At 56.1% G+C, this 18675-nt stretch carries 18 protein-coding genes; 16 read left to right on the top strand and 2 right to left on the bottom strand.

What is annotated here, in order from left to right:
• The first annotated feature begins 29 nt into the window (after positions 1–29).
• The 5 genes from hflK to J2X72_RS08460 all read left to right on the top strand — a co-directional run bounded on the left by hflK (position 30) and on the right by J2X72_RS08460 (position 4983).
• Positions 30–1139, top strand: coding sequence for an FtsH protease activity modulator HflK (gene hflK, locus J2X72_RS08480; protein WP_210000537.1), 1110 nt, complete (start codon positions 30–32; stop codon positions 1137–1139).
• A complete protein-coding gene (hflC, locus tag J2X72_RS08475; RefSeq protein ID WP_210000540.1) occupies positions 1136–2095 on the top strand; it encodes a protease modulator HflC in 960 nt (319 codons plus the stop codon). Before hflK ends, hflC begins: the two co-directional genes overlap by 4 nt.
• A 15-nt stretch (positions 2096–2110) precedes the next feature.
• The gene (locus tag J2X72_RS08470) at positions 2111–2296 is read left to right on the top strand and encodes a DUF2065 family protein (RefSeq protein ID WP_210000543.1); all 186 of its coding nucleotides are present in this window, start codon (positions 2111–2113) and stop codon (positions 2294–2296) included.
• Positions 2297–2515: 219 nt separating this feature from the next.
• Positions 2516–3277, top strand: coding sequence for a DUF899 domain-containing protein (locus J2X72_RS08465; RefSeq protein WP_310070677.1), 762 nt, complete (start codon positions 2516–2518; stop codon positions 3275–3277).
• Positions 3278–3435: 158 nt separating this feature from the next.
• Complete coding sequence (locus J2X72_RS08460) at positions 3436–4983, top strand: DegQ family serine endoprotease (RefSeq protein WP_405044666.1); 1548 nt, start codon at positions 3436–3438, stop codon at positions 4981–4983.
• A 176-nt stretch (positions 4984–5159) separates the two neighbouring features.
• Here the strand turns inward: J2X72_RS08460 and serB are convergent, their stop codons facing one another.
• Positions 5160–6047, bottom strand: a complete 888-nt coding sequence (serB, locus tag J2X72_RS08455) for a phosphoserine phosphatase SerB (RefSeq protein ID WP_310070674.1) — start codon at positions 6045–6047, stop codon at positions 5160–5162.
• 26 nt (positions 6048–6073) lie between these two features.
• Here serB and miaA point away from each other — a divergent pair, with 26 nt between their 5' ends.
• Entirely contained in the window at positions 6074–6958 is an 885-nt protein-coding gene (gene miaA, locus J2X72_RS08450; protein WP_310070672.1) for a tRNA (adenosine(37)-N6)-dimethylallyltransferase MiaA, read from the top strand.
• A 1-nt stretch (position 6959) separates the two neighbouring features.
• Here miaA and J2X72_RS08445 read toward each other — a convergent pair whose 3' ends face one another.
• Positions 6960–8843 carry a helicase HerA domain-containing protein gene (locus J2X72_RS08445; RefSeq protein WP_310070671.1) on the bottom strand — a complete coding sequence of 628 codons (1884 nt, stop codon included), beginning with the start codon at positions 8841–8843 and terminating at the stop codon, positions 6960–6962.
• 375 nt (positions 8844–9218) lie between these two features.
• Here J2X72_RS08445 and J2X72_RS08440 point away from each other — a divergent pair, with 375 nt between their 5' ends.
• The 10 genes from J2X72_RS08440 to J2X72_RS08395 all read left to right on the top strand — a co-directional run bounded on the left by J2X72_RS08440 (position 9219) and on the right by J2X72_RS08395 (position 18535).
• Positions 9219–11024 carry an acetolactate synthase 3 large subunit gene (locus J2X72_RS08440; protein WP_310070669.1) on the top strand — a complete coding sequence of 602 codons (1806 nt, stop codon included), beginning with the start codon at positions 9219–9221 and terminating at the stop codon, positions 11022–11024.
• Positions 11025–11044: 20 nt separating this feature from the next.
• Positions 11045–11617: an acetolactate synthase small subunit gene (gene ilvN, locus J2X72_RS08435; RefSeq protein ID WP_112530013.1), complete on the top strand. Its 573-nt coding sequence runs from the start codon at positions 11045–11047 to the stop codon at positions 11615–11617.
• 127 nt (positions 11618–11744) lie between these two features.
• Positions 11745–12338: a LysE family translocator gene (locus tag J2X72_RS08430; protein WP_210000558.1), complete on the top strand. Its 594-nt coding sequence runs from the start codon at positions 11745–11747 to the stop codon at positions 12336–12338.
• A gap of 38 nt (positions 12339–12376) precedes the next feature.
• Positions 12377–12997 (top strand): nitrile hydratase subunit alpha, encoded by a 621-nt coding sequence (gene nthA, locus J2X72_RS08425; protein ID WP_310070665.1) that lies wholly within the window; start codon positions 12377–12379, stop codon positions 12995–12997.
• The gene (gene nthB, locus J2X72_RS08420; RefSeq protein ID WP_310070661.1) at positions 12994–13653 is read left to right on the top strand and encodes a nitrile hydratase subunit beta; all 660 of its coding nucleotides are present in this window, start codon (positions 12994–12996) and stop codon (positions 13651–13653) included. Before nthA ends, nthB begins: the two co-directional genes overlap by 4 nt.
• A complete protein-coding gene (locus J2X72_RS08415) occupies positions 13640–14002 on the top strand; it encodes a nitrile hydratase accessory protein (RefSeq protein WP_310070657.1) in 363 nt (120 codons plus the stop codon). The genes nthB and J2X72_RS08415 overlap by 14 nt, the downstream gene beginning before the upstream one ends.
• Before the next feature lies 1 nt (position 14003).
• Positions 14004–14435 carry a hypothetical protein gene (locus J2X72_RS08410; RefSeq protein WP_310070655.1) on the top strand — a complete coding sequence of 144 codons (432 nt, stop codon included), beginning with the start codon at positions 14004–14006 and terminating at the stop codon, positions 14433–14435.
• A gap of 62 nt (positions 14436–14497) precedes the next feature.
• Positions 14498–15625 (top strand): ATP-dependent RecD-like DNA helicase, encoded by a 1128-nt coding sequence (locus J2X72_RS08405; RefSeq protein ID WP_310070652.1) that lies wholly within the window; start codon positions 14498–14500, stop codon positions 15623–15625.
• A 101-nt stretch (positions 15626–15726) separates the two neighbouring features.
• Complete coding sequence (locus J2X72_RS08400; RefSeq protein WP_310070650.1) at positions 15727–16467, top strand: pyridoxine 5'-phosphate synthase; 741 nt, start codon at positions 15727–15729, stop codon at positions 16465–16467.
• A gap of 142 nt (positions 16468–16609) precedes the next feature.
• Entirely contained in the window at positions 16610–18535 is a 1926-nt protein-coding gene (locus J2X72_RS08395; RefSeq protein WP_210000574.1) for a potassium transporter Kup, read from the top strand.
• The last annotated feature ends 140 nt before the right edge of the window (positions 18536–18675 follow it).

The raw sequence follows: 18675 nt of genomic DNA, 5'->3' as shown, positions 1-18675 counted from the left end.
GGCGCTTTCGTTCAAATTAAGAGGTAGGAATGCCCTGGAGTAATCAGAACGGCGGCGGCGGCCCATGGGGTGGCGGCGGTAATAATAGTGGCGGCGGTGGCCCTTGGGGTCAAAAGCCGCAGGGAGGCGGAGGCAAGACCCCTCCCGATCTCGAAGATATCTTCCGCCGTGGTCAGGATCGTTTGCGGCAGGCGCTGCCGGGCGGTTCCGGTGGCAGCCCGGCGATCTGGGGCCTGGCCGCACTTGCGCTGGTGGCTTTCTGGCTTTTCCAGTCGATATACACCGTCCAGCCTGACGAACGGGCCGTCGAACTGCGTTTCGGCAAGCCCAAGCCCGATATCGCCGAGCCGGGCCTGCATTTCCATTTCTGGCCGATCGAATCCTATGAGAAGGTCGAGATCGTTGAAAAGCAGAAGAATATTGGCGGGCAGGGTGCCCGCGGCGCCAAGGAGGGCCTGATGCTCTCCGGCGATCAGAACATCGTCGATGTTCAGTTCTCCGTTCTCTATCGCGTTTCCGATCCCGTCGCCTATCTGTTCCATGTCGAAAATCCGGAAAACCTCGTGCAGCAGGTTTCGGAAAGCGCCATGCGCGAGATCGTTGGGCGCAGTCCGGCCCAGGATATCTTCCGTGATAACCGTGCCGGTATTGCCAATGATGTGCGCAACATCATCCAGAAGACGCTTGACGATTATGGCGCCGGCATTGCGATCAATGCCCTGTCGATCGAAGATGCCGCGCCGCCACGCGAAGTGGCCGACGCGTTCGACGAAGTTCAGCGTGCTGAACAGGACGAAGACCGTTTCGTCGAGGAATCGAACCAGTATTCCAACCAGAAGCTGGGCCAGGCCCGCGGTGAAGGCGCGCAGATCCGAGAAGATGCGGCTGCCTATAAAAACCGTATCGTCCAGGAAGCAGAAGGTGAGGCGCAACGCTTTACCTCTGTCTATGATCAATATGTCAAGGCACCGGAAGTCACGCGCAAGCGTCTCTTCCTTGAAACGATGGAGCGTGTACTGAAGGATTCGAACAAGGTGATCGTTGATCAAAGCGGACAGGGCGTCATACCTTATCTGCCGCTGCCGGGTTTGACCGCCAAGCCTGCCCCCGCCACCACCACAGAGGGGACAAAGCCATGAACCAGAATCGTGTTCCGCTTCTCGTTGGCCTGATCGCGTTCATGGCCTTGCTGGCCTATTCGTCACTGTTTGTCGTCAGGGCCGGCCAGCAGGCCATCGTCCTGAGGTTTGGTCAGATTGTCGATGTGAAGGCCGATCCCGGCATTTACTTCAAGTGGCCGTTCGGCTTTCTCGAGGCAGACAATGTCCAGATGATCGAAGATCGTCTCCTGAGCTTCGAACTCGACAACATCCGTGTTCAGGTTTCGGGCGGCAAGTTCTATGAGGTCGATGCTTTCCTCGTCTACCAGATCACCGATCCGCGCAAGTTCCGCCAGACCGTATCGGGCGATGTCACATTGGCCGAAGCCCGGCTGCGTACCCGTCTCGATGCAGCGTTGCGTGGTGTCTATGGCTTGCGTGGCTTTGAGGCTGCGCTGTCGGACGAGCGCGCCGGCATGATGAACGAAGTGCGCGAGCAGTTGCGTCCCGATGCGGAATCGCTCGGCCTGCAGATCACCGACGTGCGTATTCGCCGGACGGACCTGACGCAGGAAGTGTCGCAACAGACGTTCGACCGCATGAAGGCGGAACGTCTGGCGGAAGCCGAGCGCCTGCGCGCACGCGGCCGTGAAGCGGCCCAGCGTATCAAGGCCATCGCCGATCGCCAGGTTGTCGAAATCATTGCGGAAGCCCGTAAGGAATCGGAAATTGCAAGAGGTCAGGGTGAAGGCGAGCGCAGCCGTATCTTCGCCGATGTCTTCTCGAAGGATCCGGATTTCTTCGCGTTCTATCGCTCGATGACGGCCTATGGCACGGCGCTGGATAATACGGGGACGACGATGGTGCTTTCACCCACATCCGAGTTCTTCCGCTATTTCCAGGATTCGAATGGCGGTCTGCCTCCGGTCAGCGGTGCTACACCGCCTGCCGCCGGTGCCGAGCCGCCTGCTCCCGCCACTCCCGCCCCTCAATAGGGGCGGGTTCAGATCATGATCGATTTTATTGATGCCGTAGGGCTGTTCCTCGTATTCGAGGGGCTGCTCTATGGCCTTTTCCCGCTCGTTGCAAAACGTGTTGCCCGCGATGTCAGCGAACAACCGGACGGTTTCCTGCGCGTCGCCGGCGTCGCTTCGGTCGCAATCGGCGTTGGGGTGGTGTGGCTCGCTCGGGGGTAGGCATCGCGCGTTTTAAACCAATTTGACGCGTAGTGTCGTTTGATCCATCACCTGCTTTGCGGTTCGACCCCGTCGAGGGTTGATCTCGGGGTGGAAGCAGGCGGTTGCGCTCAGGCATGGGAAAGCTTCGAACCGCAGACAACCATTCCCTTGGAACCCGCGTGCCGTTGAACCGTTGCCGTTGCATGTAACCATGCAGCACTTTCAGCGGAGGAGAATATGGCTCGACAAGAAGGTCCCGGAGTCCCGGCTCCGTCTATGCGCGAACCCGTCGGCGACTTCGATGTGGTCTCCGAGGATGAATGGAACCTTGCCCGCGAGAAGCTGCTCGTGGAGGAAAAGGCCCTGATGAAGGCCAAGGATCGTCTGGCCGCCAAGCGCAGACTGCTTCCGGTTACCGAAGTCGACCGCAACTACAAATTCATAGGCATTAATGGCGACAGGGATCTGCTGGGGCTGTTCGAAGGCCGACGGCAGCTGATCGTCTATCGTTTCTTCTATGCGCCCGATGTCGAGAATTGGCCGGATGGGGCGTGCAGCGGTTGCTCGCTGGTTGCGGACACCGTTGTTCATCCTGCCCATCTTGCAGCACGCGATACGACCCTTGCCTTTGTGACTGCTGCGCCCATCGACAAGATCAAGAGCCTGCGTGAACGGATGGGATGGAACCACATCCCCTTCTATTCGCTGTCCGACGAGCGATTCTCCCGGGATTTCGGTGTTGAAGAAATGTTTGGCATCAATGTCTTCATCCGGCACGGTGACCGTATTTTTCGCAGCTACTTTCTGAACGGTCGCGGCATTGAGGAAATAGGGCCTGTCTGGTCGTTTCTCGACATGACGCCGTTGGGTCGCCAGGAGACTTGGCAGGACGTACCGCCCGGCCGTCCTCAGGGAGATCCCTACATCTGGTGGCGTCTTCACGACAATTACGGCCGAGTCGTTACTCCCGACCCGCCGCAACAGAAGGGAGACGCCTGAGCTGGGGTCACATTGCGAAGCAAGAATAGGACGGGAGCAATTCATCAACTCTTGAATTGACTGATCCGAAATAAATGCTGCAATAGCCGCTCGGTCATATTTATGTCGCCTCTCGCCGTTCTGTTGTATCATCCTGTTTCCGATAAGGGCCCGAACGTATGTTTTTCAAGACTGGTCGCCTCGTTCTCCGTTCCGCAACCGCGGCTGCCGCGCTGATTGCGCTGGCCGCGACAAGCTTCAACCCGGCATTTGTCGGTGAAGCCCGGGCACAGGTGCAAGCTCCTATCGTGCCCAACAGTCAACAGCCCCAAGCACAGGGGCCGGCCTCCGTCGCCGACCTTGCGGCGGGCTTGCTCGATGCCGTGGTCAATATCTCGACCTCGCAGACGGTCAAGGGACAGGACGGGGAATCGGGACCGGTGCCGATGCCGAAGGTGCCTGATGGCTCGCCCTTCCAGGAATTCTTCGACGAATATTTCGGCAAGCAGAATCCTGGCGAGAGCAATCCTTCGCACAAGGTCCAGTCGCTCGGTTCGGGTTTCGTGGTCGATGCGGCCGAGGGGATCGTCGTCACGAATAATCACGTGATTGCCGATGCCGACGAGATCGAAGTCAATTTCAATGACGGTTCCAAGCTGAAGGCGACCCTGGTTGGCAAGGATACCAAGACCGATCTTGCGGTGCTCAAGGTCGATCCGAAAAAGCACAAGCTGGTGGCGGTCAAGTTCGGCGATTCATCGAAGACCCGTATCGGCGATTGGGTCATGGCCATAGGCAATCCCTTTGGCCTCGGTGGCACCGTGACCGTCGGTATCGTCTCGGCGCGCAACCGCGATATCAACTCCGGTCCCTACGACAACTTCATCCAGACCGACGCTGCGATCAACCGCGGCAATTCCGGCGGGCCGCTGTTCGATATGTATGGACAGGTCATTGGTATCAATACCGCCATCATTTCCCCGACCGGCGGATCGATCGGTATCGGGTTCGCCATTCCGGCCGAGCTTGCATCCGGCGTCATCGCACAGCTTCGCCAGTTTGGCGAGGCGCGTCGCGGTTGGCTTGGCGTGCGCATCCAGCCTGTGACTGACGATATCGCCGAAAGCCTCGGCATGACATCCAGCAAGGGCGCGCTGGTCGCCGGGATCATCGAAGGCGGTCCGGTCGCCAATGGTGCAATTCTTCCCGGTGATGTGATCACGCGTTTCGATGGCAGGGATGTCAACAACGTCAAGGATCTGCCGCGCGTCGTGGCGGAGAGCCCCATCGGCAAGGAAGTCGATGTCGTCGTTGTCCGCAAGGGCAAGGAGCAGACTGTCAAGGTCACGCTCGGCCGTCTGGATGACGGTGATCAGGCGGACGCCAAGAAGGACGACCAGACAACCGGGGAGGACGGAGCCGCCCAGAACGTGGACGTGCTCGGAATGAGCCTTGGAAAACTCGACGATGCCACACGCAAAACCTTCGGCATTGCCAAAGAGGTCGAGGGCGTGCTGGTGACGGAAGTGCAGAACGGCTCGATAGCCGCCAACAAGCGGATCGCGGCCGGTGATGTCATCGTCGACATTGCGCAGGAGACCGTCTCGACGCCTGAGGATGTGGCGGCGCGGATCGAAAAACTTCGCGACGAAGGCCGCAAGAATGCGCTGCTGATGCTGGCGTCGAAAACCGGCGAGCTGCGGTTCGTCACGCTTCAGATGGACTGATCTGAACGGTCGGATTCAAGCGCGGCACTGTTCGTTCACAAGATTGAGGATCGCATGCAAGTTTGTGCAAGTTTGACACAATCTTGCACAAGAAAATACGAATCTTACGCAAGAAGTGTCGATTCTGGCGCAAGATTTTCAACCATTGCGAGAAAAATGGTTGTGGGGACGCGAGTTCAGACTACAAAATCGGCCTTTCGATAACCCTGGATATAGAGAAGGGCGGTCAGATCACCGTGGTCGATCCGCACCTTCGCCTGTTCTGCAACGATCGGTTTGGCGTGGAGCGCTACGCCTGTGCCTGCCAGCTGCAGCATGCCGAGGTCATTGGCGCCGTCTCCGACCGCGATCGCATCCTGGGATGAAAGGCCGAAACGCTGGCAGATGGAGGTCAGCGCCGCCACCTTCGCTTCGCGTCCGAGGATCGGCTCCTTGACCTCTCCCGTCAAGACTTTTCCATTATCTATCAAGGTGTTGGCACTGTTTTCATTGAAGCCGATCATCTCGGCGATACGCTGGGTGAACACGGTAAATCCGCCTGAAACAAGCGAAGTATATGCCCCGTGCTTCTTCATCGTGCGCACCAGTTCCGGTCCGCCTGGCATGAGCGTGATGCGACCGGCGATCACCTTGTCGATCACCGTGTAGGGCAGGCCCCTGAGCAGCGCGACACGTTCACGCAGCGCAGGTTCGAAGGCGATTTCGCCATTCATGGCCCGCGCAGTGATCGCCGCGACTTTTTCGCGGAGGCCAGCTTCTTCGGCCAGTTCATCGATACATTCTTGCTGGATCATGGTCGAATCCATGTCGGCAATCAAAATCTTCTTGCGTCTAGTGTCTTGATTCTGAACGACAATATCGATCGGCGCGCCGTCGGCTGCTCTTGCCAGTTCAAGGCGTGCTTCAGCCGCATCCGTACCGTCCCTTAGAGGCAGGTCACAGGCAATCCCATCGGCCAGCCAGTAAAGACCTGTTGCATTGACCGCCGCCGAGGCTTTAATCCCGAGCGATGGTACAAGGTCCGAAGTGGCGGGATTGGCGATGAGCGTGGCCATCAAGGGCATAGGGCGATTTCCGGTTGGGCGTTAGCGTGACGAAAAGACAGATAATCCTGATAGCTGGACCGACGGCAAGCGGCAAGTCGGCGCTTGCGCTTCGTTTGGCAGATGAAACAGGCGGCGTCGTGGTCAATACGGATTCAATGCAGGTCTACGATGTCCTCAACCTCTTGACCGCGCGGCCTGGTCGGGACGATCTCAAAGCCGCGCCGCATTATCTTTACGGGCATGTTTTCCCAAATATCGCCTATTCGACCGGACGCTGGCTCGCGGATGCCGAAGACGTTCTGAATAGGCCAGAACTAACTGAAAAGACTATGATTTTCGTTGGTGGCACCGGGCTGTATTTTCGTGCACTTCTCGGAGGACTATCGGCTATGCCTGACATTCCGGCGGGTATACGGACACATTGGCGCCAGCAGGATGCGGAGCTGGGCTCCGAGGAATTGCATGCGATACTTACCGAGAAAGACCCGTTGGCGGCGTCTACCCTACGTCCGACCGATGGCCAGCGGATTGTACGAGCGCTCGAAGTCATCGATACATCGGGCCGGTCCATCGTCGAATGGCAAAAGGAAACCGGCAGATCACTGATCGACGCTAAGGCCGCGCGCAAGTTGGTTATCGAGCCGGATCGGAAATGGCTTGGCGCCCGCATCGCCGCGCGCTTTGAAACCATGATGAAAACCGGTGCCATAGACGAGGTCAAGGCATTGTTATCATTGGGGCTTTCGAGCGAACTCCCTGCCATGAGAGCGATCGGAGTGCGCGAAATTGCCGAGGTCCTTGCCGATCGCCTGGATCTGGAGGAGGCCGCTGAACTCGCGACGATTGCTACCCGTCAATATGCCAAGCGCCAGATGACATGGTTCCGCAACCAGCTCGGGGACGATTGGGAAAGGCTGTCTTATCCCTAACTCAGGTCTTGTCGTTGCGGAATGTACGGATCAGGTCGCTGGCACGGAACCGGTCGGTCCCTTCCGGTTGCGACTTGGGCGGTTCCTCTTTGCGGATTGCCGCATCGATATTGCGCCACTGAGTTCTTACCGGCTCCTGAGTCAAGGGAACGGTATGCCTCTGACTCGGAACAGAATTACCAATGCTTTCGACAATATCGAATGCGTCATCCTGGCTGCTTGTGCTTTCTGCCGCGTTGAGCTGGCGCATTCGCATCAAGATCGTATCGAGAGAGAGGTAAGAATCGCCCAGCCGCATGGATTGCTGGCTTTTGGTCATATGCGCAGCCGGCAATTGGTCAGGCGCGATTGTCTCGAACATCATGCGCATCGGCGTTGGAACGGCCTCACCAAACGCGATCGCTTCTCGATTGGCAATCGATGACAGAAATCCAATCGTGCTTTGCGATGCGCCGGTAATGGCGCCCCGAATGATCTCCTGGTCACGCTCATTTCCGAGGCGCATGGCAAACACGGTGCTGCATTGGGAAAGAATGGTTGCATCAAGCTCGCCTGGACGCTGCGTAATGACTGCCAGATAGACGCCATATTTGCGGCCTTCCTTGGCAATACGGGCAACTGCCTGACGGGTTGGCCAGAAACCTGCATTGGCATCGGCTGGAATGTAACGATGCGCCTCCTCGCAGACGACGAGCGTCTGTGCGCGGCCGTCACTCGAAACCGCGAGGTCGAAGGCCATGCGGCAGAGTACCGAGGCAACGGAATTCACCACTTCCGATGGCAATCCAGCCAATTGAAAGACGCAAATCGGTCGATCGTTCTTGGGTATGCGGAAAATATGGCCAATCGTCTGGCGCATCGTGTCCATCGTCGTCGGGGCCGAAAACATGAAACGGTAGCGGGGGTCGGCAACCAGCGCCTGCAAACGCTGCCGAAGCGCCTTCATGATCGGCCGATCTGTCTTGCCTTCCAATTGGCCGATACGTTCATCGATCAACTTGATGAGATCAGCCATCCGGTATGGTGTCGGCGTATCGGCGGTCAACGACGAGTAATCGCGATCTTTCTTCAGCAGCGATGTGGCGGTGGTTGCTTCGGAACTGGCAAAGCGCTCCCGCGCAATCGGAATCAGATCGCGCAAGGCATCAACTTCGGCTGGTACCGTCGGCCTCCCGCGGAAGACAGCTTCAGCGAACTCTTCCAGCCTGAACAGCCAATAAGGCAATTCCAATGTGTTGTAATCGATCGAGATCGCATGATCTGGAAAGGCGCTTGCAAATTCGTTGTGAGGATCGAGGATCAGTACGCGAAGATCCGGTCGCTGCGCGATGATTTTGCGCAAGAGCAGGGAAACGGCACTCGATTTACCAACGCCGGTACTGCCGAGAACGGCAAAGTGTCGCGAAACCAGACTATCTATCGAAATCAGTGCCGGGATCGATGCATTTTGCGACAGATGCCCGACCGATACGCTGTTCTTCAGGCTCGCTGTGTAAATAATTGCCAGATCTGTCGCGCGAATCCGATGTGCTACGGCGCCCATGTGCGGATAATTCGCGATGCCGGATGAAAAGGTCAGCGAACCATCATCATGCTCATTGACCTGTCCGATAAGCTCGACATGGATGCGAATGCTCTGGTCGGCTTCGACGACCCATTGCGCTTCGTGGGCGTTGACTTCATAGACGAGCCCGACCACGCGGCTGTTTCCGACCTGAATGGAAATCAACTGGCCGACTGTCCAGTAGTCATCCGATGCTGCGATAGATGGTCCGGTCAATGCGTAAATGACGGCTTTTTCGCCATTGCATTCGATGACGTGCCCATCGGTTCGATTGCGAACGAAGGGTCTGGGTTGTTCAGCCGGCAAGGCTTCAGCGTTCATCGTTGGTGACCATTCCGTGAACTTATAGCAGTGTGGTGACAAGACTTGTCGGGTCACCCTAATTCGAAGGCATTGAGATTATCTTAGCGTGATTGTGACAATTGTTTCGACTGGTTTGAGGTTCGGTGCTGATCATTCGATTTGATTTGCATTTTTGCCGTTGACGTATGGAATTTGCTTAACTATCGTCCGCGACCATGAAAACAGTTCTTATCGTCGTGGGATCGCGCATGGGCAGGGTGTAGTAAGCACCCGGCGAAAGCTCCCATGCGCGATACACAGGCTCCTTCGGGGGCCTTTTTTATTTCCAACATTTCAGTTAGAGCAGACACCTTCTGAAGGGCCAAGAGCCGCAGAATAGACGGGAAGAGACCGATGAAAGCAGACAAGCAGGATAGTGACAGCCGACCATCGCAACGACGTGAAATGACTGGTGCCGAGATGGTCGTCCAGGCACTCATTGATCAGGGGGTAACCGATATTTTCGGATATCCGGGTGGCGCCGTGCTTCCGATTTACGATGAACTCTTCCAACAGGACAAGATCAACCACATTCTGGTCCGGCACGAGCAGGGTGCGGGTCATGCCGCGGAGGGTTATGCCCGGTCCACCGGCAAAGTCGGCGTCATGCTGGTCACATCAGGACCCGGTGCAACCAATGCGGTTACGCCACTGCAGGATGCGCTGATGGATTCCATACCGCTGGTCTGTATCAGTGGACAGGTCCCGACGAGTCTGATCGGTTCGGATGCCTTCCAGGAGTGCGACACTGTCGGTATCACACGCCCTTGTACCAAGCACAATTGGCTGGTGAAGGATGTCAACGATTTGGCGCGGGTCCTGCACGAAGCTTTCCACGTTGCCAAAACAGGGCGTCCCGGTCCCGTCCTTGTTGACGTTCCGAAGGATGTTCAGTTTGCAACCGGTATGTATACACCGCCGGAAGTCTCGCCGCGCACCAGCTATCATCCCAAGATCCAGGGCGATATCGAGGCGATCAAGCAGGCTGTCGCTCTGATGCTGACGGCAAAACGCCCTGTTATCTACTCGGGAGGAGGTGTCATCAACTCCGGCAACGAAGCAAGCAAGTTGCTGCGGGAACTCGTTGAGCTGACCAATTTCCCGATTACCTCCACATTGATGGGGCTTGGTGCTTATCCGGCATCTGGCAAGAACTGGCTTGGCATGCTCGGAATGCACGGAACCTATGAAGCCAACATGACGATGCATGATTGCGATGTCATGTTGAACGTCGGTGCACGCTTCGACGACCGCATTACCGGCCGCATCAGCGGTTTCTCGCCAAATTCCAAAAAGATTCACATCGATATTGATCCGTCGTCGATCAACAAGGCGGTTCGGGTTGATGTTCCGGTCATCGGCGATGTTGCCCACGTGCTCGAAGATATGATTCGCCTGCTGCGTGCGTCGTCGACCAAGCCTGACGAAAAGGCGATCGATCAATGGTGGTCGCAGATCGACAGATGGCGCTCACGGAAGTCTCTGTCCTATACGCGCAACAAGGACGTGATCATGCCGCAATATGCGTTGGAGCGGCTGTATGCACTGACCAAGGATCGCGACACTTATATCACGACCGAAGTCGGCCAGCACCAGATGTGGGCGGCGCAGTTCTATCATTTCGAGAAGCCCAATCGCTGGATGACATCAGGCGGTCTCGGAACGATGGGCTATGGCCTGCCAGCAGCGCTCGGTGTGCAGATCGCGCATCCTGACTCTCTGGTTATCGATATAGCCGGCGACGCTTCGGTGCAGATGACGATGCAGGAGATGAGTGCAGCTGTTCAGTATGAAGCGCCGATCAAGATTTTCATCCTGAACAACCAGTATATGGGTATGGTTCGCCAATGGCAGCAACTGCTGCATGGCAATCGATTGTCACATTCCTATACGGAAGCCTTGCCCGATTTTGTCAAGCTGGCAGAAGCCTATGGCGGTCATGGCATTCGCTGCGAAAAGCCTGGCGATCTCGACGATGCCATTCAGGAAATGATCGACGTCAAAAAGCCGGTTCTTTTCGATTGCCGCGTGGCCAATCTTGCAAACTGCTTCCCCATGATCCCGTCGGGCAAGGCTCACAATGAAATGCTTTTGCCCGATGAGGCCACGGATGATGCAGTCGCCAACGCCATTGATGCCAAGGGCAGACAGCTCGTTTAAAAAAACCGGAGAAATAACGAATGAACGCTCAAAACCTAGCCTCCGGTTCGGCATATTTCATTGCCAAGGAGACTGAACTACCAGTCACGACGGTTCTATCGGTCCTGGTCGATAACGAGCCCGGCGTCCTTGCACGCGTGATTGGCCTATTCTCCGGACGGGGCTATAACATTGAAAGCCTTACGGTCTCCGAGACGGAGCACGAACAGCATCTGTCGCGCATCACAATCGTGACGCGCGGCACACCGCATATTCTGGACCAGATACGCCACCAGCTGGAACGCATTGTACCTGTGCACCGAGTGGTGGATTTGTCTGTGCGTGCAGATGAACTTGGTCAAAGCGGACCAATCCAGCGCGAACTGGCGTTGGTCAAGGTCGCTGGCCTTGGCGAGCATCGCAATGAAGCATTGCGTCTGGCCGATGCGTTCCACGCCAAGGTGACGGACGCAACGACGGAGCATTTCATCTTCGAGATCACCGGCAAAGGGTCGAAGATCGACCAGTTTATCGCGATCATGAAGCCGCTTGGCCTTGTTGAGATTTGCCGGACGGGCGTTGCAGCCATGAACCGCGGACCGATGGGAATGTAGTTCTGGCCGATACCCAGCCTTGGTCACTATTGTCAGGGACGCTCAATTGTATCCCTGACAAGTCCGCCCTTGAGCCAAATATTGCCAGACCCTATGAGTGCCCCTTTTACGGGGGGTGGGGATAATAATGACACTCGAGATTTTTCTGACCCTACTGGTGTTCGCTTTTGTCACTTCGATAACGCCGGGACCAAATAATTTCATGTTGCTGACGTCCGGCGTCAATTTCGGCTTCAAACGCACGATTCCCCACATGTTCGGTATTGGCTCGGGTTTCTTTACTCTCCTCATTGGAGTGGGTTTGGGACTCGGCGCTTTGCTGCAGACCTTTCCGCTTCTTTATACGGCCCTGAAATTTGCCGGCGGTGCCTATTTGATTTATCTCGCCTATAAGATCGCCAGGTCGCGCTCCTTGAACGCAGTTGACGGCAAGGCGCGGCCGATGACGTTCCTGGAAGCTGCCGCATTCCAGTGGATCAACCCTAAAGCGTGGGTGATGGCTGTGACCGCCATGGCAACCTATACGTCGCCGCAAGCTTATTTTACGACGGTTTTAATCGTGGGCATCGCGTTTGCCATCGTGAATATTCCATCCGTTTCGAGCTGGGCGGCCTTTGGGCAAATCATGCGTGGCTGGCTTGCTAATCCAGTGCGGCTCAAATGGTTCAACATCACAATGGCCGTTCTGCTCGTGGCCACCTTGTGGCCAATGTTGAAGTAAGCTTGCGCTGACCGCTGTTGGCGCATAGGATTTTCTGTATGCCACACGATCACGACGACCACCATCACGATAATGAACTTGATCCCATGGCCGCACGCGTGCGCGCCTTGGAAACGATTTTGACGGAGAAGGGCCTGATCGACCCGCAGGCGATCGATGCGATCGTCGATACGTACGAAACGAAGGTTGGTCCACGCAACGGAGCGAGGGTTGTCGCAAAAGCTTGGTCGGATCCAGAATATGCCGATTGGCTGAGGCGCGACGCAACAGCAGCAATTGAGTCCCTGAGGTATACCGGGCGGCAGGGCGAGCATATGCAGGCAGTATTTAATACGCCGGACACGCATAATCTCGTCGTGTGCACCCTGTGCTCGTGCTACCCATGGTCGGTGCTTGGCTTGCCTCCCGTCTGGTATAAATCGCCACCTTACCGGTCGAAAGCGGTTATTGATCCCCGCGGCGTACTGACGGAGTTCGATCTGGTCCTCCCTGAAACGACCAGAATTCGTGTCTGGGATTCGACTGCCGAACTCCGCTATCTTGTTGTACCAATGCGACCCGAAGGCAGCGAAGGCATGAGTGAAGAACAGCTTGCCCGGCTCGTCACACGTGATTCCATGATCGGGACGGGACTGGCGCTCGTACCGGAGGCAGCATGAACGGGCCGCAGGATCTTGGCGGACAGATGGGGTTTGGCCCTGTTGCGCCCGAAAAAAATGAGCCGCTATTTCATGCCGATTGGGAAAAACGGGCAATGGGCATGACAATCGCGGCCGGCGCGATGGGGCACTGGAATATCGACGAGAGCCGTCATGCGCGCGAGAGCCTTCATCCCGCGGATTATTACACTTCCAGCTATTATGAAATATGGGCCAAGGCGCTTGAGGTCCTGCTCAAGCGCCATGGATTTGTCCAGCCCCTGGAACTCGATGCAGGCCGCTCACTTGGCAAAGGAACTCAACCAAAGCGTGTTCTGAAAGCGGAAAATGTCGCTGCTGCCCTTGCGAAAGGTGGCCCTTGCGATCGCCCTGTGGCAGGTGCGCCACGCTTCCAGTCCGGCGATCGCATCCGAACCCATAATTTCAATCCGGAAGCGCATACGCGATTGCCGCGCTATGCGCGCGGCAAGTTGGGGGTTGTCGAAGCTGTCCGTGGTGGCTTTGTCTTTCCGGATTCCAACGCTCACGGCAAGGGTGAAAACCCACAATATGTTTATACAGTGGTCTTTAGCGCTCCTGAGATATGGGGCGATGGAGCCGATCCTGCAGTGACCGTCAGTATTGACGCCTGGGAGAGTTATCTTGAGCCTGCGTGAGCTGATCACTCACTCGCGCGGACTACCAGGAAGCCCTGATAGCCCGGTATTTGCCGAACCTTGGCAGGCGGAAGCTTTTGCGATGGTGGTTGCCCTCCACGACCGCGGGTTGTTCACCTGGGAGGAATGGGCGGCCACGCTTTCGGGCAAACTGAAACACGTTCGCGCGCTGGATGATGGCAGTGATTACTATCATTGCTGGCTTGAGGCGTTGGAATCGCTGATCGCCTCCAAGAATGTTGCGGATAGCCACGATATCGACCAGTTGACTGAGGCTTGGCAGCGCGCTGCACATGCGACACCGCATGGTCAACCCATCCGCCTCGAAAATGACCCGGACCGATCCTGAGATGAATATACCCTCAATCGCTACACTGCTGGTCTCCACTTTCATGTTGTTTACCAGCCATGCCTCGGCACAAGACACTTCGTGGTCGACGCCAAATGAAGACGATCTGCGCAAAGCCATCACCGGAGCGACTCTTACAGGCGAAGTTAAAGCTGAGCCGCCCTTCAACTTCACTGAATTCCTCGGCCCGGATGGCAAATCTCGCGGCAAGATGATCCAATGCTGCAAACCGGAAGAGGTTGCGACGAAGGGCATGCCCTACGCCGGCGAGTGGGCGCTTGAGAATGACAACCTTTGCTTGACCTATGAGGGTGAGGATCAGAAGATCTGCTGGACGCTGCAGGTCAATGGCAATCGTTTTCGCATGGTGAATCAACAATTCGGCCGGATTGGCGAGGGACAGATACGGCCTGGAAATCCCGATAACCTATAAGTCTAATACTCCTCGCGCCCATTTTCCTTGCCCTTTGGCGGCGAATCCTGTCACTCAGGACTATGCAATTATCACCACAACAGGATGAAGCGCTCCGCGCCGTTTCAAAATGGTTGAAAGACGGGCGCAGCCCGATTTTTCGGCTTTTCGGTTATGCCGGAACTGGGAAAACGACGCTTGCTCGCTATTTTGCCGAGCATATCGAGGGTGACGTTCAGTTTGCGGCTTTTACTGGCAAGGCAGCACAGGTGCTCCGTTCGAAAGGCGCCGCCAATGCTCGCACGCTCCATTCTCTCATCTACCGGCCGCGGGGTGAAGAGGCGATCGAGAACGAGACCACTGGGAAAACCAGCATTGCTCCGACATTTTCCTTGAATCGCCAAAGTCCGGTGTCCAAGGCCAAGCTCATCGTCGTCGACGAATGCTCCATGGTTGACGAGCAATTGGGACGGGATCTCATGAGCTTCGGCACGCCAATCCTTGTGTTGGGCGACCCCGGTCAGTTGCCGCCGATTTCCGGTGGCGGTTTTTTCACCGAACACGAGCCGGATTATCTCCTGAGCGAAATTCACCGGCAAGCGCGTGACAACCCCATCATCCGTCTGGCGCTCGATGTACGCGAGGGCCGTGAGTTCACGTTCGGCGATTTTGGCGCCGCAAAGGTGATTTCGAAGACGGATGTTACACAGGAACTGGTTCTCGGTGCCGACCAGGTGCTCGTGGGTACCAACCGCACGCGCCGGCGCTACAACCAGCGCCTGCGAGAGTTGAAGGGTTTTTCCGCGTCCTTTCCACAGGCCGGCGACAAGCTGGTGTGTCTGCGCAACGACCCCGCAAAGGGTTTGCTCAATGGTTCGCTATGGAAGGTCATGACCTCGTCGCGGGAAACGGTGAAACCGGGAATCAATCTCTTGGTCGCTCCAGAGGATGAGGAGCCGGGGAGGGGCGTCGCCAAGATAAAACTGCTGAAATCGCAATTCGATGATCCGGACGCCGAAATACCGTGGCAGACCAAGAAGCGGTTTGACGATTTCGACTACGGTTATGCTCTGACGACCCACAAAGCCCAAGGATCACAATGGGATGAGGTCGTGCTCTTCGACGAAAGCTATGCTTTTCGCGATACACGCGAACGCTGGCTCTACACCGCAATTACCCGCGCTGCAGAACGCTTGACCGTCGTGCGATAAAACCAGAGGGCTCAATCTTTGAGTTTAGATGAAATAGCATTATTTTATGTCGCGTTTCTGCTGTAAAGAAGACGCCAATGCTTCCGCGTATAGGTTAAATCATGACCGCATCACTCTCCGTCAACCTCAATGCGATCGCGATGCTGCGCAACAGACGCGATCTGCCATGGCCCAACGTCATTAGTCTTGGACGCATCGCCTTGGCGGCTGGCGCATCCGGTTTGACTGTGCACCCGCGCCCCGACGAGAGACATATCCGTTTTTCCGATTTGCCGGCAATTCGAGCGCTTATCGACGATGAATTTCCGCAGGCGGAGTTCAATATCGAAGGATATCCTACGCGCGAGTTCCTGGACCTTGTCGCCGCGAATGAACCAGAGCAGGTGACGCTGGTGCCGGATGATCCGGCGCAATCGACATCGGATCATGGCTGGAATTTGCAACGCGATGCGGAATTCCTCCGGCCAGTTATTTCCGAACTCAAAGCACAGGGTATTCGCGTTTCTTTATTCATCGATCCCGACCCCGATACACCAGCCATGGCCAAGGCGCTTGGCGCTGACCGGGTTGAGCTCTATACTGGCCCCTATGCAGGCGCATACGATGATCCGCGCCTGGAGGCCAGCGAACTCGCAAAGCTGGAATCGACCGCCGCGGCGGCGGCAAAAGCAGGGATTGCAGTGAATGCAGGGCATGACCTGACGGTCGTCAATCTGCCGGCTTTGGTCAAAAAAGTGCCAAATCTTGTTGAGGTTTCTATCGGTCATGGGCTTACAGCGGACGCTTTGGTGCACGGGATGTCGGGTGCTGTGGAAAGATTTCTCAATGCGCTTCAACCCTAGCCCCTTGATTCGGGTGCGGGATTCGCTTTGCTATGCATTTTTGCATACCACAGGCGAACAGCTATGAAAAAATGGCGATTGATATTGCGCTGCAACACGACTAACTCGTCCGCCCACGCTGTCAGAGCGAGGGAAAACCTGCATGAGTGAACAACAATTGGATGACGAGAACTGTGATAACGGTCCCGTCGTTCATGAATCGGAACCGCATCACAAAGAGGCCTTTCCGGTTCTTGTTCTTGGTGCTCTCGGCGTCGTTTACGGCGATATCGGCACAAGTCCGATCTACGCCTTTCGCGAAGCGCTCCACGCGGCTTCGCTCGATGGAACGTTGAGCCGCACTGACGTTCTTGGTGTTGTTTCAATGATCTTCTGGGCGCTGGCCCTCATAGTAACCGTCAAGTATATTCTATTTGTTCTGCGAGCCGACAATGATGGCGAAGGCGGTATCCTGTCTCTGATGGCTTTGGCACGGTCGAGCTTCAAGACTCGCCCGCAGCTTATTCTGGCACTTGGAATCGTTGGCGCATCGCTGTTTTATGGCGATGCGGTGATTACGCCCGCAATTTCGGTGCTTTCGGCCGTTGAGGGTCTTGAGATCGTCACACCGCGGCTGACACCTTTCATCGTGCCGATCACTCTGGTGATCCTTCTAACCCTTTTTTCCGTTCAGCGCTTTGGTACTGCGCGGGTCGCGACCGTTTTTGGCCCGATCACGCTGCTATGGTTTCTCGCTATCGGTTTTTTTGGTTTATGGCACCTTGCCGACGATTGGAGCGTTTTTGCTGCCGTCAATCCCGTCTATGCCGTTGAATACATTATAGATAATCCGGTTACGGCGTTCCCCACCATCGGCACGGTGTTTCTTGCTGTGACGGGGGCGGAGGCCCTCTATGCCGATCTTGGCCATTTTGGTCGCAAACCGATCGCGACGGCCTGGATGTGGATCGTCTTTCCTTGTCTTCTGCTGAACTATTTTGGGCAAGGCGCATTCATTCTGGCAAACGGGGACTCCGCAGAGAATCCATTTTTCGAAATGTTTCCGCACTGGGCACTTCTGCCGATGGTACTGCTCGCTACGATGGCAACTGTCATTGCCAGTCAGGCGGTTATTTCCGGTGCCTACTCGCTGTCGCGGCAGGCTGTGCAACTCAATCTCTTGCCGCGCCTCAACATCGAGCACACGTCGGAGAAATTGTCCGGCCAAGTCTATCTGCCGCGCGTCAATGTTCTGCTTGGTCTCGTCGTCGTCCTTTTGGTGCTCGGTTTTGAACGGTCGTCTAATTTGGCGTCCGCGTATGGTATAGCCGTAACCGGTAACATGCTTGTCACGACGATATTGCTTTTCATCGTCATGAGCAGAATTTGGAAGTGGCGCTTGTGGGTGGCAATATCGGCGACCCTCTGCTTCCTCATCATCGATCTAACCTTTGTTAGCGCCAATCTTATCAAGGTCGTAGATGGCGGTTGGGCATCGCTGGTGGTCGCATTCCTCGTCGTCCTCGTGATGTTCACGTGGGTGCGGGGCAGCCGCCAGCTGTTCGAAAAAACCCGCAAGGGCGAAGTGCCGCTCGATCTCATTTCCAGGAAAATGGCAGAGAATCCGCCAACCCTCGTGCCGGGTACTGCTGTCTTTCTGACAGGTGATCCAAAGAGCACGCCGACCGCGCTGATGCATAGCCTAAAACATTACAAGGTGTTGCACCAGAATAACGTTATTCTTACGGTAATTACCGCTCCGACTCCTTTGGTAAAAAAGAGCGAACGGGTGCGTATCGAGCCTATAAATGACCTCTTCATGCGCGTTACTCTGACCTTTGGTTATATGGAACGGCCCAATATTCCGCGCACACTTGCGATTTGCCGGAAGCAGGGATGGAAGTTCGATATTATGACCACTTCTTTCTTCCTGTCGCGCCGATCCTTGAAAGCATCGGCCCGATCGGAAATGCCGCGCTGGCAGGACCGGCTGTTCATTGCGCTCGCCCGGACAGCCAGCGATGCGACCGAATACTTCCAGATTCCCACCGGCCGCGTTGTGGAGATCGGTACGCAGGTCAACATCTAGTACAGGCATGCATTCTACCCGGCACACCAAAATATCAATTGATGGTTGATATTCTTGCTCGGGAATCGCACTTTCTTATTTCATTTGGGGGTATTCTTGTGCGGCTTCCGAAATTCCTTGTGCAAGAATTGATTGGACAG

This window comes from Phyllobacterium sp. 1468, assembly GCF_031455525.1.
Taxonomy (GTDB): Bacteria; Pseudomonadota; Alphaproteobacteria; order Rhizobiales; family Rhizobiaceae; genus Phyllobacterium.
The sequence above is the reverse complement of the archived record's forward strand: the minus strand, read 5'-3'. Positions and strand labels throughout refer to the sequence as shown.

Bases quoted from the DNA above. Each gene is read 5' to 3' on its own strand.
- hflK (WP_210000537.1), top strand. From the start codon at position 30: ATGCCCTGGAGTAATCAGAACGGCGGCGGCGGCCCATGGGGTGGCGGC.
- hflC (WP_210000540.1), top strand. From the start codon at position 1,136: ATGAACCAGAATCGTGTTCCGCTTCTCGTTGGCCTGATCGCGTTCATG.
- J2X72_RS08470 (WP_210000543.1), top strand. From the start codon at position 2,111: ATGATCGATTTTATTGATGCCGTAGGGCTGTTCCTCGTATTCGAGGGG.
- J2X72_RS08465 (WP_310070677.1), top strand. From the start codon at position 2,516: ATGGCTCGACAAGAAGGTCCCGGAGTCCCGGCTCCGTCTATGCGCGAA.
- J2X72_RS08460 (WP_405044666.1), top strand. From the start codon at position 3,436: ATGTTTTTCAAGACTGGTCGCCTCGTTCTCCGTTCCGCAACCGCGGCT.
- serB (WP_310070674.1), bottom strand. From the start codon at position 6,047: ATGCCCTTGATGGCCACGCTCATCGCCAATCCCGCCACTTCGGACCTT.
- J2X72_RS08445 (WP_310070671.1), bottom strand. From the start codon at position 8,843: ATGAACGCTGAAGCCTTGCCGGCTGAACAACCCAGACCCTTCGTTCGC.
- J2X72_RS08440 (WP_310070669.1), top strand. From the start codon at position 9,219: ATGAAAGCAGACAAGCAGGATAGTGACAGCCGACCATCGCAACGACGT.
- ilvN (WP_112530013.1), top strand. From the start codon at position 11,045: ATGAACGCTCAAAACCTAGCCTCCGGTTCGGCATATTTCATTGCCAAG.
- J2X72_RS08430 (WP_210000558.1), top strand. From the start codon at position 11,745: ATGACACTCGAGATTTTTCTGACCCTACTGGTGTTCGCTTTTGTCACT.
- nthA (WP_310070665.1), top strand. From the start codon at position 12,377: ATGCCACACGATCACGACGACCACCATCACGATAATGAACTTGATCCC.
- nthB (WP_310070661.1), top strand. From the start codon at position 12,994: ATGAACGGGCCGCAGGATCTTGGCGGACAGATGGGGTTTGGCCCTGTT.
- J2X72_RS08410 (WP_310070655.1), top strand. From the start codon at position 14,004: ATGAATATACCCTCAATCGCTACACTGCTGGTCTCCACTTTCATGTTG.
- J2X72_RS08405 (WP_310070652.1), top strand. From the start codon at position 14,498: ATGCAATTATCACCACAACAGGATGAAGCGCTCCGCGCCGTTTCAAAA.
- J2X72_RS08400 (WP_310070650.1), top strand. From the start codon at position 15,727: ATGACCGCATCACTCTCCGTCAACCTCAATGCGATCGCGATGCTGCGC.
- J2X72_RS08395 (WP_210000574.1), top strand. From the start codon at position 16,610: ATGAGTGAACAACAATTGGATGACGAGAACTGTGATAACGGTCCCGTC.